Source organism: Aurantimicrobium minutum (assembly GCF_029894165.1).
Taxonomy (GTDB): Bacteria; Actinomycetota; Actinomycetes; order Actinomycetales; family Microbacteriaceae; genus Aurantimicrobium; species Aurantimicrobium minutum_A.
In genome coordinates this window covers 479,436-493,953 of record NZ_JARXXU010000001.1, presented here as the reverse complement: position 1 = coordinate 493,953, position 14,518 = coordinate 479,436, and the positions used below count along the sequence as shown (strand labels likewise).

The window sequence follows — 14,518 nt, the reverse complement described above, 5'->3', positions numbered from 1 at the left end:
TACTGGACACCCAAAAAGGCGCTAAATCTAAGGTCATAGGAAGCACTGGAGGGCATAACTCCCCAGCTTTCAAGCGATAAAGCGCCCACGGGCCACACAGCCCTTCTGAGGGTTTTCTCGATAAGGGCGGCACGCACCGCGAACAGGTGCATCTCCCCGGTCTTTAGGACACCCACGGGGGAGGTGGAGCAACGGGGGGTCATCGGATGTCCAGGTGTTCTCGGATGAGGGTGAGGGCTGTTTTTGTTTTGCCTTGGTCTATGAGTCGGTCGAGTTTGTGTAGTAGTTTCCAGCTGGATTTGGCTCGGGTTTCGTGGAGGCGTGAGAAGTGTTTGTGGTAGTCGCGGTCTTCTTCGAGTGCTTCGCAGGTTTCTGTGTGGGTTTTGGTTTGTTGTGTCATGGGGTGTTCCTAGTCGGTGAGTGTGCAGTGCCAGTGGAGGTGTCTGGTGATCTCTGCGTGTGTGAGTAGTGGGTAGAGGCAGCGTGAGCAGTAGGTGCCTTGTGTGGGTACTAGGGAGCCGTCTAGGGATGTGGTGAGGTTCTCGAAGTCTTCTGTCTGTTCGACTTCTGATAATTCGTTCATGCGCTTACCGCCTGTTCTTCTTCACAGCGTTCACAGGCGCCTTGTGGCCAGCCTGTGTGTTCTTTGCAGTACAGGTCTTCTATTCGGGTGTCTGCTGCGCTTCTGATGGGGATTGGTTGGGGTTTCGTGGCTTGTTGCTTGTCGAAGTCTCCGAGCATCCATGTTTGCCAGGCACGGTTCCAGTCGAGTTTGATTGCTGAATCGCCTGTTGCGGATTGGTAGTGAGAGACAAACTTCTTGTGTTTGGTTTCAAGATCCATTCCAGGGGTGTTCTTGGAAGCCCATTGTCGGAGTGAATCTGTGAGGGGAAAATCTTCTGGAATTCGGGTGGCCTTAACCCCCGTAGGGGGTGACTCTCTCTCTGTCTCTCTCTTAGCTAGGTTTGTGCCAGAGTTTTGCTGTAGCGAATTGTTAGCACCTGCTAGAGGTTTGCTAGCTTCTGATTTGGCTATTCCGCCTTTTCTTCCTGCCTCTACTTTGGCTTGAATCTGGGCTTTTGTGGTCTGATGCTCAGTGAAATCGTGAATCAAGAACCCACCCTCACAACGCTTAATTGATGGATTGACTAGATCATTGTTGAGTAGCTCATTGAGAGATTTTTTCGTGAAAATTTTTGTTTTCATAGCATCTGGGATGAATCCATCTGTCATTTGTCGCCTTGACCAAAGGATTGCTAAAACGAAATCTCTGAACGCTTTATCGCTCAGCGGAGCTATCTTTGGGCTGTCTCCAAAATCGAGTGTGAGCTTGGCATAGAGCCTGTGTTCGTTCTTCATTTCCTACCTCTCTAAACCTGCTGTGCAACGTGGCTAGTTGCCTTCTGTTGATCCCCTTGGACGTTGTTGAGTTTCTTGGCTTCTGCAGCGAGCCACATCAGGTCTGAAGCGTAAGAAGCCGATTCAGTTGGCGAGAGTGGTCGAAGAGTCTCTGCATCGATGAGCCAGTCACCTTGTTCCTGTATGAGCTGGAGGCGATAGTTTTCGCCTGTCATCAGGTCGCAGTAGTGAACTGGGAGATCAGTGGGGTCAGCACGGTCCACAAGGTGATGTTCACCGTAGTTTTCGCAGCGTTCTTCGGTACATGGATATATGGGTTCACCGCGCTCTTGTGTGGCATCTCCAAGAGTTACTCGAAAGAATTCATACCCGTATTTCAGGCTGGTTTTTTGAGTCCAGGGGAATGAGTTCCAATACCCTTGACGGATTTTCTCGACGTAGTGTTCGAGTCTTGCGAAATCGACTTGTGTGGCTCCCACAAATACGTTGATGATGATTTCGTTGAGTGAGGGTGTTACAGCGATTCCGCCATAGAAGCGATACTGGCCTTCACTGAATACCTCAGATTCTTTGCAGTAGTTGATTCGTAGTTTGTAATCTGCAAACTGCTCACAAAATGCGATTTCTGTAAGGGTTGGTTCACTGAATTCGAAAGGGATGTTGTGATTCGATAATTCAGGCTGGATTGTTTGATTCCAGTACTCACTGGGCTTCACTCCTTGCTGATCTGCAAGTTCCTTGATTTGTGAAACGGTGAGCTGCGAAACATCTTTTATGGAGACTCCGGTGTCTTGTATGAGATAATTAGACAAGATCATTCCTTTCGTTGTGTTTGGGTTGATGCCCTCGTCTGAGTTACTGCTCTGGACGGGGGCTTTTTCTATCTGCAGCGTCATTAGCTCGCCACCTTGTCGGGGTGAGTGCCAAAGCGTGCCGTACCTTCAAGCCAGGCCACGATGTCCGACTCTGAGTAGAGAACACGTTTGTGAGATGGCTTGAAATATCTTGGCCCAGTACCCAAATAGCGCATCTGAGCAAGAGAACCTGTTGTCATTCCAGGGACTCTTTCGCAGACTTGCGCTGGTGTTAGAAACTTATCCATGAGCGCCTTTCGTTTAATTGCGGAGTTATGACATTGCTATGCAATCACTTCAGCGCTCTAATGTCAAACATACGCAAGCATAGGCGTGTCATAAGTAAGCTACAATTAGAAAATGCTTGATTGGTCCGTGGAGCACGTTGCACTTAATCTCCTCAAAGATGATGACTTTGTGCCTATTGGCGCGGACTTAGTGGCCATCAAAACGATTGATATCCACAGCCATGCTTTCGGTGATTTTGAAACCATCGTCAATGTTCGCTTCAACCACGACAAAGCCATGTTTGAGGCTCAAGAAGTTACTGCTCGGAAATATGCGGACGGACCTGAGATAACCTCTGCCATGTTGCGCAAAGTCAGAATTCAAGATTTGATCGGCGCAGCAACCCCTTCATGCGTCTATCTCTCAGACAGCACTGGCGCTCTTATTAACCGTGAGGGAATCTGGACAGGTCCATTGAGATTGGTCACTTCTTATGACGTTGAGGAGTATCACCGGACAGGCCCCACTGATGAGGCACTGGACTGGGTATCCAAGGTCTACACTCTCGCTAGAGCCTTGAGGCTTCCCCCGGCTAAGGCAGTCGCTGAGGAAATGCTGTTGCCAGAGCGCACAGCTTCTAACTGGATTTCACGGGCACGCCAAGCACAGCTCTTGGATTCCTAATGCCATCAATTCATGAGTACAAACTCTCTGACGGCTCGAAAGCCTATTTCGTTAGTTACCGAAAGCCGGATCACTCTCAAGCCAAGAAGCGCGGTTTCAAGACCAAGCGTGATGCAAACGAGTTCATAGCCTCCACAACGGTTTCTAAGGCCACGGGAACTTTCATTGATGCCTCTGAAACTAAAGCTTCTGTTGAGTCCTTAGGAACCGTTTGGCTCGCTAACAAGGCAACTGTTGTGAAGCCTTCAACCTTTCACCCGTTAGAAGTTGCTTGGCGCCTCCACGTTCAACCCGTCTGGGGCAAACGTGCCGTGGGGTCAATCCGTCACACCGAGATTCAAACGTGGGTAACGAAGCTCTCAAGTGATCTAGGTGCTACCTCAGTGATTCGTGCCTACGGGATACTCTCAGGAATTCTCGAGAATTCAGTGAAAGACAGGCGAATATCAGCCAACCCTGCAAAAGATGTTCGACTCCCACGCAAGACAGCTAAAGCCCACGCCTACCTCACACACAACCAAGCTGAGGAACTAGCGACCGCAGCCGGTGAATACTCAACAGTTGTTCACCTACTGACCTACACCGGCCTACGGTGGGGCGAAGCAACCGCCCTCAGAGTGAAACACCTAGACCTACTCAAACTTCGCCTAACGGTCACTGAGAACGCTGTAGACGTCGGTGGAACTATTCACGTAGGTACACCAAAAAGCCATGAAGCTCGGACCGTGCCCATTCCGCGATTTCTAGCAACTGAACTGGCCAAAGCCTGTGAAGGTAAATCCAGGAACGCATTAGTCCTAGGTGACGGCGTAAATCACCTACGCAGGCCCTCCACCGGTAAAGGCTGGCTGGACAGTGCCGTCAGACAATGCCAGGCAACCGACCCGAACTTTCCAAGAGTCACCCCACACGATCTTCGCCACACTGCTGCATCACTATCGGTTTCTGCCGGTGCAAACGTGAAAGTCGTTCAAAGAATGCTCGGTCACGCTTCAGCAGCAATGACTCTAGACATTTACGCAGACCTATTTGATGCCGACCTAGATTCAGTTTCTGAGGCCTTAGATAGTGCTCGCACTGCTGCAAGTGTTGCCAAATTGTTGCCACAAGCGCTCTAGAGACAAAGAGAAAACCCCCTACTTCCTTGTAAATAAAGGGAAGTAGAGGGTAATCAATTGGCGGTCCCGGTGGGATTTGAACCCACGGTGCGCTTTCACGCACACAACTTTTCGAGAGTTGCACCTTCGGCCGCTCGGACACGGAACCAATAGATAAGAGTTTACGCACAGCTCACGCCAGTCACCAATCCGCTGTCCGTCGCCGCAGCTAGGCTGGCCGCATGGCCAAAGCATCTCCCGGATACTCCTGCACAGAATGTGGTTGGACCACCGTTAAATGGGTCGGTAGATGTGGGGAATGCCAGGCCTGGGGCACCGTTGTTGAGGAAGCCACCAAGACGGGCATCCAGGTCAAAATGAAGCCGGTGGTCGTCAGCGCAGAAAATGCGGCTCGCCCCATTACGGAAGTTCCTGCCGATGGCGAATTGAAGCACTGGGCTAGTGGCATCAATGAGTTTGATCGAGTGCTCGGCGGAGGAATTGTTCCTGGTGCGGCCATCTTGCTCTCTGGTGAACCTGGTGTGGGAAAGTCCACCTTATTGCTGGAGGTTGCCTCTCGCGCTGCTAAGACCGGTGCCCGAGTTCTCTATGTCAGCGCGGAAGAATCCGTCAGTCAGGTGCGCTTGCGTGCGTCTCGCACGGGCGCACTGACCGACAACCTCTACCTCGCTGCAGAGACGGATCTCTCCACGATTATTGGCCAAATCGATGCGGTGAAACCTGCCCTATTAATTGTGGACTCGGTGCAAACTGTCGCCAGCTCTGCGATTGAAGGACTTGCGGGTGGCCCCAGCCAGGTGCGGGAAGTGGCCTCTGTGCTCATTCGCGTTGCCAAGGAACGCAACCTTCCGATTCTTCTGGTCGGCCACGTCACGAAGGACGGCAGCATTGCGGGACCCCGACTGCTCGAGCACTTAGTCGATGTGGTCTGTCAGTTCGAAGGTGACCGTCAAACCGCACTGCGGTTTGTCCGTGCACTCAAGAACCGGTTTGGCCCTACCGATGAAGTGGGCTGTTTCGAAATGACCGGCGACGGCATCGCGGAAGTGCCAGACCCCAGTGGGTTGTTCCTCAGTCGATCCGCTGTGGCTGTCTCAGGCACCTGTGCCACGGTTGCGCTTGAAGGCCGACGTCCGCTTCCAGTTGAGATTCAGGCGCTCGTTGTGCCCAGTAGTGCCCCCAACCCACGGCGTGTGACCAACGGAGTAGATAGTTCACGTGTGGCCATGCTGCTCGCGGTTCTCGAACGCCGCGCTGGCCTCAAGCTCAGTGACAAAGACGTCTATGTCTCCACCGTTGGTGGAGTCCGTTTGAATGAGCCTGGTGCAGACTTGGCCATTGCCATCGCTGTCTCCAGCGCCTTCCACGACAAACCCATTGCGCACACCGTTGCTGCCTTTGGCGAGATCTCCCTAGCTGGTGAGATCCGTCCGGTCAACGGCGGTAAGCAACGGGAAGCTGAAGCCACCCGTCTGGGCTTCACTACCCGGATTGATCAGAGCGCAGGAACGCTTCGTTCCGCACTCAAAGCAGCCTTCGACACCACCAAGGATGCGCGCGAACGAGAGATTGACGCGGCGTTCTAGCTTTTAGTAGAGAAGGAACTGCTTCGAGGTCTTCGAGCTCACTTCGCCCACTTTGGTGGTGAGGTAGTAGGAAGCTCCATCAGCAGGGACAGGGACACGTTCAGAGTTGCAGGTGTCCGGTGCACTGCGCTCACGTGACCACTGGATCGCAGCCGAGGGATAGACAACACCGGGTTCGAGGATAGCCAGGGTCTCTGACTTCTCGGTTTGGCAGTCCGTGGAGACCCAGTAGGTTTCAGCACCGGACGTAATGGTGAACTGCTGTGCATTGGTGCCCACGTTGTAGAAGCAGGCCGTCTTGCCCGTGTTTTGAATGCTCAGAGACAGATTAGGCAGGGTACCTGCAGGGTAGTCGGGAGAATCCGTGATGGGTTCAACCACGAGGTTCTTGACCGCGCACTCCTTGTAGCTGGAGACATCCACGGTGGGGGTGGGGGTCGGTGTAGCCGACGCTGTCACCACCGGCGTGGAAGTGGGCATGGCAATGGGAGTTGCGGTCGGAGTGGGCACGGGTTCTGCCTGTCCGGGGCGCACAATAATCAGCACGACGGCAACGATGACGGCAATAAGCCCAAGGAACACAACAAGGCGACGTCGGCGATACACCCGAGGTGAAACGCGTCGAGGTTGGCCAGGCACTGGAGTGGTCATGTGCCTAAGTTACCTAGAGGTTGCGTAGCATCCTTGTATTTCCGAGAGTGTTGGGCTTTACTCGCGCAAGATCCAGGAATTCGGCCACACCCTCATCGTGGGAGAGAACCATCTGAGCATAGGTTGCAGGGTCAATGATGGCGTCGGACACTTCGACAAAACCGTGACGGGTAAAGAAGTCCACCTCAAAGGTCAGGCAGAACAAACGGCCTAGGCCGAGGTCCTTGGCGTCGGTGACGAGGCGTTGCATCAGAGCAGCACCGACACCCTTGCCCAGCCAGGACTGATCAACTGCGAGGGTACGAATCTCACCCAAGTCCTGCCACATGACGTGGAGAGCTCCGCACCCGATGGGGTTACCGTCTGCGTCTTCGGCAATACGGAACTCCTGCACGGCTTCATACACCGAGACAGCATCCTTACCCAGCAGAACGCGAGAGTTCACCAGAGGTTTGGTCACCTCCAGAATCCAGGGCACATCAGCCGTGCGAGCACGACGAACGTGATAGGTGGATTCAGTCATCCCTCAAGAATAGTGGGAGAAGAATTACTCGCCGTCAGCGGCAATATCGGGGGTGACCGAAATACCGTTGGCTTGCGACGCAACCGAGGCGCCCACAGCTTCGCGAGAAGTTGTGGTGAACACAAACTCGCCACCCTCGAAGTCCACGTGAACGTGGTCTCCGGCGGAGAGCTCGCCTTCCAGAATCTTCTCGGAGAGCTTGTCTTCGACCTCGGCCTGCATGGCACGACGCAGCGGACGAGCACCCAAGGAGGGGTCGAAGCCGACCTCGATGAGACGGTCTTTGGCCGAACGAGTGAGCTCGATGGTCATGTCGCGGTCCATCATGCGGTCGCTCAGACGCTTGGTGAACAGATCGACGATCTGGACCAGCTCGTCCTTGCTCAGCTGAGGGAACACGATGATGTCATCGACACGGTTGAGGAATTCAGGCTTGAAGTGCTTCTTGAGCTCTTCGTTGACCTTGCCGCGCATGCGGTCGTAGTCGTTGCCGGCATCGCCCTCAAGCTGGAAGCCCACGGGACCACCCGAGATTTCCTTGGTGCCGAGGTTGGTCGTCATGATGATGACGGTGTTCTTGAAGTCAACAACACGACCCTGACCATCGGTCAAACGACCCTCTTCCAGGATCTGGAGGAGCGAGTTAAAGATGTCGGGGTGAGCCTTCTCGATTTCATCGAAGAGAACCACGCTGAAGGGCTTGCGGCGCACCTTCTCGGTGAGCTGGCCACCCTCTTCGAATCCGACGAATCCGGGAGGAGCACCGAACAGACGCGAGACGGTGTGCTTTTCACCGTATTCACTCATGTCGAGAGAGATCATGGCGTTCTCATCATCGAACAGGAACTCAGCCAGGGCCTTAGCAAGCTCAGTCTTTCCCACACCGGTGGGACCGGCGAAGATGAACGAACCCGAAGGACGCTTGGGGTCTTTCAGACCTGCACGGGTGCGACGAATGGTCTTGGAAAGGGCCGAGATGGCCTTCTCCTGACCGATGACACGCTGGTGAAGTGCCTTCTCCATGAAGACGAGGCGAGCGGACTCTTCTTCGGTGAGCTTGAACACAGGAATTCCAGTGGCCTGTGCGAGGACTTCCGCAATGACGCCTTCATCCACGATGCCCTGGCCGCCGGCTTCGCCCTTGCGCCATTCCTTCTCGCGGCGAACGCGCTCACCCTGGAGCTGCTTCTCTTCATCGCGAAGAGCAGCAGCACGCTCGAAGTCTTGATCTTCGATGGCGGTTTCTTTCTTGGTGCGCGTCAGAGCAATCTGGTCGTCCAGGTCACGCAGCTCTGGCGGGTTGGAAAGAATCGAGAGGCGCAGACGTGCACCTGCTTCGTCGATGAGGTCGATGGCCTTATCGGGCAGGAAGCGGTCGGAGATGTAGCGGTCTGCCAAGTTTGCTGCAGCGACGATGGCACCATCGGTGATCTGCACCTTGTGGTGGGCTTCGTATCGGTCGCGCAGGCCCTTCAGAATGTTGATCGCGTGAGGCAAAGAGGGCTCTGCAACCTGGATGGGCTGGAAGCGACGTTCCAGAGCGGCATCCTTTTCAAAGTGCTTGCGGTATTCATCCAGCGTGGTGGCACCAATGGTCTGGAGCTCGCCACGAGCCAGGAGAGGCTTCAAGATCGAGGCAGCATCAATCGCACCTTCTGCAGCACCGGCACCGACCAGCGAGTGAATCTCGTCGATGAAGGTGATGATGTCGCCACGGGTGCGGATCTCCTTGGTGACCTTCTTGAGGCGCTCTTCGAAGTCACCGCGGTAACGGCTTCCCGCAATGAGGGAGCCGAGGTCGAGGGTGTAGAGCTGCTTGTCCTTGAGGGTCTCGGGCACGTTCCCAGACACAATGGCCTGAGCCAGTCCTTCCACGACAGCGGTCTTACCCACACCGGGTTCACCGATGAGGACGGGGTTGTTCTTGGAACGGCGCGAGAGAATCTGCATCACGCGCTCGATTTCCTTTTCACGACCAATAACAGGGTCGAGCTTGCCTTCGCGTGCGGCCTGAGTGAGGTTACGTCCGAACTGGTCCAGAACCTGAGATCCACCCTGGGTGGAGGAAGACTCTTCCTTGTTGCCTGCCGTGACAGGCTCTTTGCCCTGGAAGCCGGAGAGAAGCTGAATAACCTGCTGGCGCACACGGTTGAGGTCGGCACCGAGCTTGACCAAAACCTGCGCTGCCACACCCTCACCCTCGCGGATGAGGCCGAGCAGGATGTGCTCAGTGCCAATGTAGTTGTGGCCGAGCTGGAGTGCTTCCCGCAGGGAAAGCTCCAGGACCTTCTTCGCACGAGGCGTGAAAGGGATGTGACCGGTGGGCTGCTGCTGGCCCTGACCGATGATGTCTTGGACTTGCTCGCGCACGGCGTCGAGGGAGATGTTCAGTGACTCGAGAGCCTTTGCTGCCACACCTTCACCCTCGTGAATGAGTCCGAGCAGAATGTGCTCGGTGCCAATGTAGTTGTGATTGAGCATCTTGGCTTCTTCTTGCGCCAAGACAACGACGCGGCGAGCGCGGTCGGTAAATCTCTCAAACATGTGAACTCCCATCAGCACACGGGTGGTGCAGGTCTTGAATCGAGAGTAACCCTCTCAACCAGCAAAAACTGCCCCTGTTCGCCCACGGCGTGAGTAGTGGCGTGCTTGTTCGCTGGAGGGGGAACAAACCATGCTTCACGGAATAAATGTTCGTCTAAATACGTAGTCTGTAGACATGAGCATCCTCACTCCCCGCGACGTGCCATTGGGTGGCCTGCGTGCGATGACAGTGAGGCGCACATTGCCCAATCGCTCCCGAACCACCATCGGGGCTTGGTGTTTTATTGACCACTTTGGGCCCGATGAGGTCGAGCTCACCGGCGGCATGAACATTGGTCCACATCCTCACACCGGCTTGCAAACGGTCACTCTCTTGTTTGAGGGTGAAGTTGAGCACCACGACAGTGTGGGCAGTGTGCAAGTCATCAAACCCGGTCAGGTCAATCTCATGACCGCAGGAACGGGCATATCCCACTCTGAGGAGTCCACCGGAACTGTCCCCCGTCTGCACGGAGTTCAACTCTGGGTTGCGCTTCCTGATGCAGACCGTACTGTCCAGCCTTTCTTTGAGCACCACGTGTCACCGCGGACCACCATCGGGGACGCCCAGGTGACGGTCTATGTGGGAAGCCTGCAGACAGACAATGGGATCATCACCGCCAACCCCACCACCTTTACTCCCCTGCTGGCGGCCGAGATTCTGGCCCCGGCGGGTGCAACGCTCACCATTCCCGTAGACCCCAGCTTCGAACACGGAGTACTGGTGGACACTGGCGCGGCGGAGATTCAGGGCGAATGGGCCCCGAAAGATCACCTCGCCTATATCGACCCAGGAGTCGGCTTCCTCACCTTCGTGATTGGGGATGAACCCACACGTCTACTCCTCCTGGGTGGCACCCCGTTCGAGGAAGAACTGGTGATGTGGTGGAACTTCATTGCTCGCAGTCACGACGAAGTGGTTGAATTACGCCGCCAATGGCAACAGGATGTCATTGAGGGCGTCAACCCTGACGGAATCTTTGGCCACGTGGACTACGCCGGACCTTCGATTCCTGCCCCTGAAATGCCCCACGTTCAACTCCGACTACGAAAGTTGCCCCGAAGCCATGAGTAATCTCTACGACGGAACCGAAAACCGCAAGCACGGCCGCACCTACAAGAAAGAAACCCCAGACATCTTCGAAGCCTTCATCGCCTTCGATGGAGCCGTGTTCGCCAAGGAAGGTCGCGCGATTCCGCTGAAGTATCGAGAGCTGATGGCACTGAGTGTGGCATTCACGACGCAGTGTTCCTTCTGCGTTGAAGGCCACACCAAGGATGCCAAGGACGCGGGAGCTACCGACGCTGAGATTGCTGAAGCAGCCTGGGTCGCAGCTGCACTGCGCGCAGGAGGTGCCTTCACTCACGGCCGAATGGCTCTGCAGGTGAGTGCTGCGCTCGATCACGAGCACTAACGTGGCGACATCGAAAGAGTTCACCAAGGACGTCCTCGATGCATACGGTGCGCGCAATGTGCGGGTGCGCGCCATGTTTGGTGAATACGGTCTCTACTGCGAAGACAAGTTTGTCGGTGTGATCTGCGACAACACCCTTTTACTCAAGGTGACTGAGCAGGGTGATAGTTTTGCTCCCCACCTCGAAAAAGAATCTCCCTATCCTGGCGCTAAGGAACACCTTGTTATTCCGGTGGAGAAGTTTTCGGATGCCGAGTGGATGCATGAACTACTAGATCTGACATGGGCAGCCTTGCCTGATCGCAAACCTAAAAAAACCCTAACTGGAGAAACTCCGCATGACTGAGATTGCCCACCCCGACTCTGTCCAACGTTTCCGCGCTGCTCTGACAGAGCACGGCGCGGAAGGTGACGTCGTGCGCTTAGATGACAATGCACACACGGCTCAAGCAGCCGCGGACGGCTTAGGTATTACCCGGGGGCAGATCGCGAACTCCCTCGTGTTTCTCGCCGATGGCGAGCCTGTTCTCGTGATGAGCTCGGGGGGTCACCGCGTAGATACAGACAAAGTCTCTGCTGCCTTCGGCGGCAAGAAGATCACCAAAGCCAACGCGGATGACGTTCGTGCCGCAACGGGGTATGTGATCGGCGGGGTCTCTCCCGTGGGATTAGCCACACAGCTGCCCACAGTGGTCGATAACGCACTGGGACAGTATGAGACCATCTGGTCTGCCGGAGGACATCCGGCCTATGTGTATCAGACCACGTTCAGTGAACTCGTGCGGATGACCGGCGGAACCCCCGCCGACGTCGGCGAGTAAGACTCAACCTGAGGTTATTTTCCAGACTCGGTGCCGTGCACGGCAAAGACGTCGATAGCGTCAAGTTCTTCTGGTTCAAAATCAGGTCCGTGCATGGCAGCGAGGTTATCCTCGAGCTGCGTCACGCTCGAGGCGCCGATGAGTGCGGAGGTGACTCCCGGGTTGCGCAGGGTCCAGAGCAGGGCCATTTGTGCGAGCGTCTGGCCGCGGGCCTCGGCAATCGCCGTCAGGCCGCGGACACGCTCGAGGTAGGTGTCCGTGATGGTCGAGGCTTTGAGGTGGTTTCCCACCGCAGCGCGTGAATCTTTGGGTACGCCCTGAAGATATCGATCAGTGAGCAGCCCCTGCGCCAAGGGCGAGAACACGATGCAGCCGGCACCTATTTCATCGAGGGTGTAGAGCAGACCAGAGCGCTCAATGGTGCGATCAAACAGGGAGTAACGAGGCTGGTGAATGAGCAGGGGAACGCCGAGGCGATCGAGTTCCTTCTTCGCCGCGAGGGTCTGCTCGGGGGTGTAGGAGGAGATGCCGACGTAGAGGGCCTTGCCCTGCTGCACGACAGAAGCCAATGCACCCATGGTTTCTTCGATGGGGGTGTGGGGATCGGGGCGGTGGGAGTAGAAGATATCGACGTAGTCGAGACCCATCCGGCTCAGACTCTGATCCAGCGAGGAGATGAGGTACTTTCTCGAACCCCATTCGCCGTAGGGGCCGTCCCACATGAAATACCCCGCCTTCGAAGAGATGATCATCTCGTCACGGTAGGGGCTGAAATCTGAGGCAAGTACCTCGCCAAAGTGGGACTCGGCAGAACCTGCGGGGATGCCGTAGTTGTTGGCGAGATCGAAGTGGGTGACGCCCAGATCAAAGGCACGGCGCAGGATCGCGCGCTGGTTCTTGAGAGAACCTTCATCGCCAAAGTTGTGCCAGAGGCCTAGAGAAATCTCGGGCAGCTTGAGCCCCGACTTTCCGCTGCGACGGAAGTTCATAATGTCGTAACGGGTGGAAGCTGCGTCGTAGGCCATGGGGTTCCTTGATTACTGGAGAGAAGAGGTGAGGCGTGCCAGGCCATCGAGGACGGTAGAGCGCAGTGGCTGCTTCTCCCACTCGTCGAGCGTGAGGGCACGAGAGTCTTGGCGGTAGGCCTCTTCGACCTCGCGCATTTGCTGGACGAAACTTTCTCCGCGCACCATGAGGGAAACCTCGAGGTTGAGCGAGAAGGAACGCATGTCCATGTTGGAGGAGCCAATCACCGCAACTTCATCATCGATAGACATGTGTTTGGAGTGCAGGATGGTCGGTGCCTTGTAGAGCCAAATGACCACACCTGCACGCAGAAGTGCCTCGTAGTAGGAACGCTGTGCGTGGTAAACCAAGGCTTGGTCACCGATCTCAGAAACAAAAAGCTCTACGCGGACTCCGCGCTGACAAGCCGAGGTGATGGCATACATCAGCGACTCATCCGGCACGAAGTAGGGGGACGTGATGATGATCTTCTCTTGTGCCGAATACATCAGCGCCAGGAAGAGACGCAGGTTGTTCTCGGAGGCGAACCCCGGACCGGAAGGAACGATCTGGCAGTCCAGGGTGTCCTTCTCGTGGAATGCCTCGATGGGTTCTGCTTCGCGCGTCAGCAGCACGTCGGTCTCGGAATACCAGTCTGTAATGAAGATCGCGTTGAGTCCGGCAACAATAGGACCCTGCAGACGCACCATGGCATCTTTCCAGTGCAGACCGCGCTTGATGTTGGACTTCTTGAGATAGCTCGAGTCAATGAGGTTCTGTGACCCCATCCAGCCGACCACGCCATCGATAATGACAAGCTTGCGGTGGTTGCGCAGGTCGGGACGTTCATATTTTCCCTGCAACGGGAGGAAGGGAAGCATGAGGTGCCAGTCGACACCGATCGCGGTCAGACGCTTCTTCGTGGCTTTGTATCCAACGGTGCGCATCGCGGCTACGTGATCGAACAAGACACGGACTTCTACGCCGCGTGCAACGGCATGCTGCATGGCCTTGAACACTGGTTCGGTGACTGGGTCTGAGGAGAGAATGTAGAACTCGACGTGAACGAAAGTCTTGGCCTTGTCGATATCTGCCGCGATATCGAGCATTGTCTTTTCGTAGTCGATCTGCATGTGCGCGGTGTTGCCGCCCACCAAAGGCATGGCGCCCAGGTTGCGGTTGAGTTCGACAATGGAGTCCAGCCAGGCAGGCCAACTTGCGCTGTGTGCGACTTTGTCGATGCCCTCCGTGGAATCAATAATGAACTGGTTGATCTCGGCCTGGCGACGACGACGCTTGCGCCCCAATCGGGGACTTCCTATGAGGAGGAACAGGATCACACCGATGTAGGGGATGAGGAAAATAGCGAGCAGCCAGCCCAGCGCTGAGGAAGGGCGACGGTTGCGGGGCACGATAATAATTGCTGCCACACGGATAACGAAGTCCAGCGCGAACAGGAAGATTGTGATCGCAAGATTAATATCATTTTGCATTAGACCTGATCCCCCTTGGTCTGTCCCCGCTTGGCACGTTCTTCAGCTTCGAGGCGTGCATAGGTCTCTCGTTCGGTGCGGTCAGAGCGCAGAATCGACCGAATAATGAGCCAGAACAACAGTCCCAAGATCACCGTCGGCGTGACCGACCAGAGTGCGTTGAGCCAGAAGTTGTCCATGCTTGTCAGGATACCTGCA

17 protein-coding genes and 1 tRNA gene are annotated in these 14,518 nt (G+C 55.6%); 7 read left to right on the top strand and 11 right to left on the bottom strand.

The annotated features are described in order from the left end of the window. Nucleotides 1-199: 199 nt before the first annotated feature. The 4 genes from M2119_RS02600 to M2119_RS02585 form a co-directional block, all read right to left on the bottom strand. Nucleotides 200-400: a hypothetical protein gene (locus M2119_RS02600; protein WP_280803412.1), complete on the bottom strand. Its 201-nt coding sequence runs from the start codon at nucleotides 398-400 to the stop codon at nucleotides 200-202. A 179-nt stretch (nucleotides 401-579) separates the two neighbouring features. After that, a complete protein-coding gene (locus tag M2119_RS02595; protein WP_280803411.1) occupies nucleotides 580-1,359 on the bottom strand; it encodes a hypothetical protein in 780 nt (259 codons plus the stop codon). 11 nt (nucleotides 1,360-1,370) lie between these two features. Then, nucleotides 1,371-2,171 (bottom strand): hypothetical protein, encoded by an 801-nt coding sequence (locus M2119_RS02590; RefSeq protein ID WP_280803410.1) that lies wholly within the window; start codon nucleotides 2,169-2,171, stop codon nucleotides 1,371-1,373. A gap of 83 nt (nucleotides 2,172-2,254) precedes the next feature. Beyond that, nucleotides 2,255-2,413: a hypothetical protein gene (locus M2119_RS02585; protein ID WP_280803409.1), complete on the bottom strand. Its 159-nt coding sequence runs from the start codon at nucleotides 2,411-2,413 to the stop codon at nucleotides 2,255-2,257. A 160-nt stretch (nucleotides 2,414-2,573) separates the two neighbouring features. Here M2119_RS02585 and M2119_RS02580 point away from each other — a divergent pair, with 160 nt between their 5' ends. Together M2119_RS02580 and M2119_RS02575 are read left to right on the top strand one after the other, a co-directional pair. Then, on the top strand, nucleotides 2,574-3,125 hold the full coding sequence (locus M2119_RS02580) for a hypothetical protein (RefSeq protein ID WP_280803408.1): 552 nt from the start codon (nucleotides 2,574-2,576) through the stop codon (nucleotides 3,123-3,125). Then, entirely contained in the window at nucleotides 3,125-4,243 is a 1,119-nt protein-coding gene (locus M2119_RS02575) for a site-specific integrase (protein WP_280803407.1), read from the top strand. The genes M2119_RS02580 and M2119_RS02575 overlap by 1 nt, the downstream gene beginning before the upstream one ends. Nucleotides 4,244-4,301: 58 nt before the next feature. Here the strand turns inward: M2119_RS02575 and M2119_RS02570 are convergent. Beyond that, nucleotides 4,302-4,391 (bottom strand) — tRNA-Ser (locus tag M2119_RS02570). A 73-nt stretch (nucleotides 4,392-4,464) separates the two neighbouring features. Between M2119_RS02570 and radA the strand changes: the two genes are divergently transcribed. Next, nucleotides 4,465-5,829 (top strand): DNA repair protein RadA, encoded by a 1,365-nt coding sequence (gene radA, locus M2119_RS02565; protein ID WP_280803406.1) that lies wholly within the window; start codon nucleotides 4,465-4,467, stop codon nucleotides 5,827-5,829. Nucleotides 5,830-5,832: 3 nt separating this feature from the next. Here the strand turns inward: radA and M2119_RS02560 are convergent, their stop codons facing one another. From M2119_RS02560 to M2119_RS02550, 3 genes are read right to left on the bottom strand one after another with little or no spacing between them, the layout of a single operon-like run. Beyond that, entirely contained in the window at nucleotides 5,833-6,480 is a 648-nt protein-coding gene (locus M2119_RS02560) for a hypothetical protein (protein ID WP_280803405.1), read from the bottom strand. A 13-nt stretch (nucleotides 6,481-6,493) separates the two neighbouring features. After that, complete coding sequence (locus M2119_RS02555) at nucleotides 6,494-7,003, bottom strand: amino-acid N-acetyltransferase (protein ID WP_280803404.1); 510 nt, start codon at nucleotides 7,001-7,003, stop codon at nucleotides 6,494-6,496. Between the two features lie 24 nt (nucleotides 7,004-7,027). Continuing rightward, nucleotides 7,028-9,547, bottom strand: a complete 2,520-nt coding sequence (locus tag M2119_RS02550) for an ATP-dependent Clp protease ATP-binding subunit (protein ID WP_280803403.1) — start codon at nucleotides 9,545-9,547, stop codon at nucleotides 7,028-7,030. A 175-nt stretch (nucleotides 9,548-9,722) separates the two neighbouring features. Between M2119_RS02550 and M2119_RS02545 the strand changes: the two genes are divergently transcribed. The 4 genes from M2119_RS02545 to M2119_RS02530 are packed head-to-tail and all read left to right on the top strand — an operon-like array spanning nucleotide 9,723 to nucleotide 11,822. Continuing rightward, the gene (locus M2119_RS02545; protein ID WP_280803402.1) at nucleotides 9,723-10,661 is read left to right on the top strand and encodes a pirin family protein; all 939 of its coding nucleotides are present in this window, start codon (nucleotides 9,723-9,725) and stop codon (nucleotides 10,659-10,661) included. Then, the gene (locus tag M2119_RS02540) at nucleotides 10,654-11,001 is read left to right on the top strand and encodes a carboxymuconolactone decarboxylase family protein (RefSeq protein WP_280803401.1); all 348 of its coding nucleotides are present in this window, start codon (nucleotides 10,654-10,656) and stop codon (nucleotides 10,999-11,001) included. Before M2119_RS02545 ends, M2119_RS02540 begins: the two co-directional genes overlap by 8 nt. 1 nt (nucleotide 11,002) lies before the next feature. Then, nucleotides 11,003-11,347, top strand: coding sequence for a TfoX/Sxy family protein (locus M2119_RS02535; protein ID WP_280803400.1), 345 nt, complete (start codon nucleotides 11,003-11,005; stop codon nucleotides 11,345-11,347). Next, complete coding sequence (locus M2119_RS02530; RefSeq protein WP_280803399.1) at nucleotides 11,340-11,822, top strand: YbaK/EbsC family protein; 483 nt, start codon at nucleotides 11,340-11,342, stop codon at nucleotides 11,820-11,822. Before M2119_RS02535 ends, M2119_RS02530 begins: the two co-directional genes overlap by 8 nt. Before the next feature lie 14 nt (nucleotides 11,823-11,836). Here M2119_RS02530 and M2119_RS02525 read toward each other — a convergent pair whose 3' ends face one another. The 3 genes from M2119_RS02525 to M2119_RS02515 are packed head-to-tail and all read right to left on the bottom strand — an operon-like array spanning nucleotide 11,837 to nucleotide 14,499. Further along, nucleotides 11,837-12,847: an aldo/keto reductase gene (locus M2119_RS02525; RefSeq protein ID WP_280803398.1), complete on the bottom strand. Its 1,011-nt coding sequence runs from the start codon at nucleotides 12,845-12,847 to the stop codon at nucleotides 11,837-11,839. A 12-nt stretch (nucleotides 12,848-12,859) separates the two neighbouring features. Further along, entirely contained in the window at nucleotides 12,860-14,320 is a 1,461-nt protein-coding gene (gene cls, locus M2119_RS02520; protein ID WP_280803397.1) for a cardiolipin synthase, read from the bottom strand. Beyond that, nucleotides 14,320-14,499 carry a hypothetical protein gene (locus M2119_RS02515; RefSeq protein WP_280803396.1) on the bottom strand — a complete coding sequence of 60 codons (180 nt, stop codon included), beginning with the start codon at nucleotides 14,497-14,499 and terminating at the stop codon, nucleotides 14,320-14,322. The genes cls and M2119_RS02515 overlap by 1 nt, the downstream gene beginning before the upstream one ends. Between the last annotated feature and the right edge of the window lie 19 nt (nucleotides 14,500-14,518).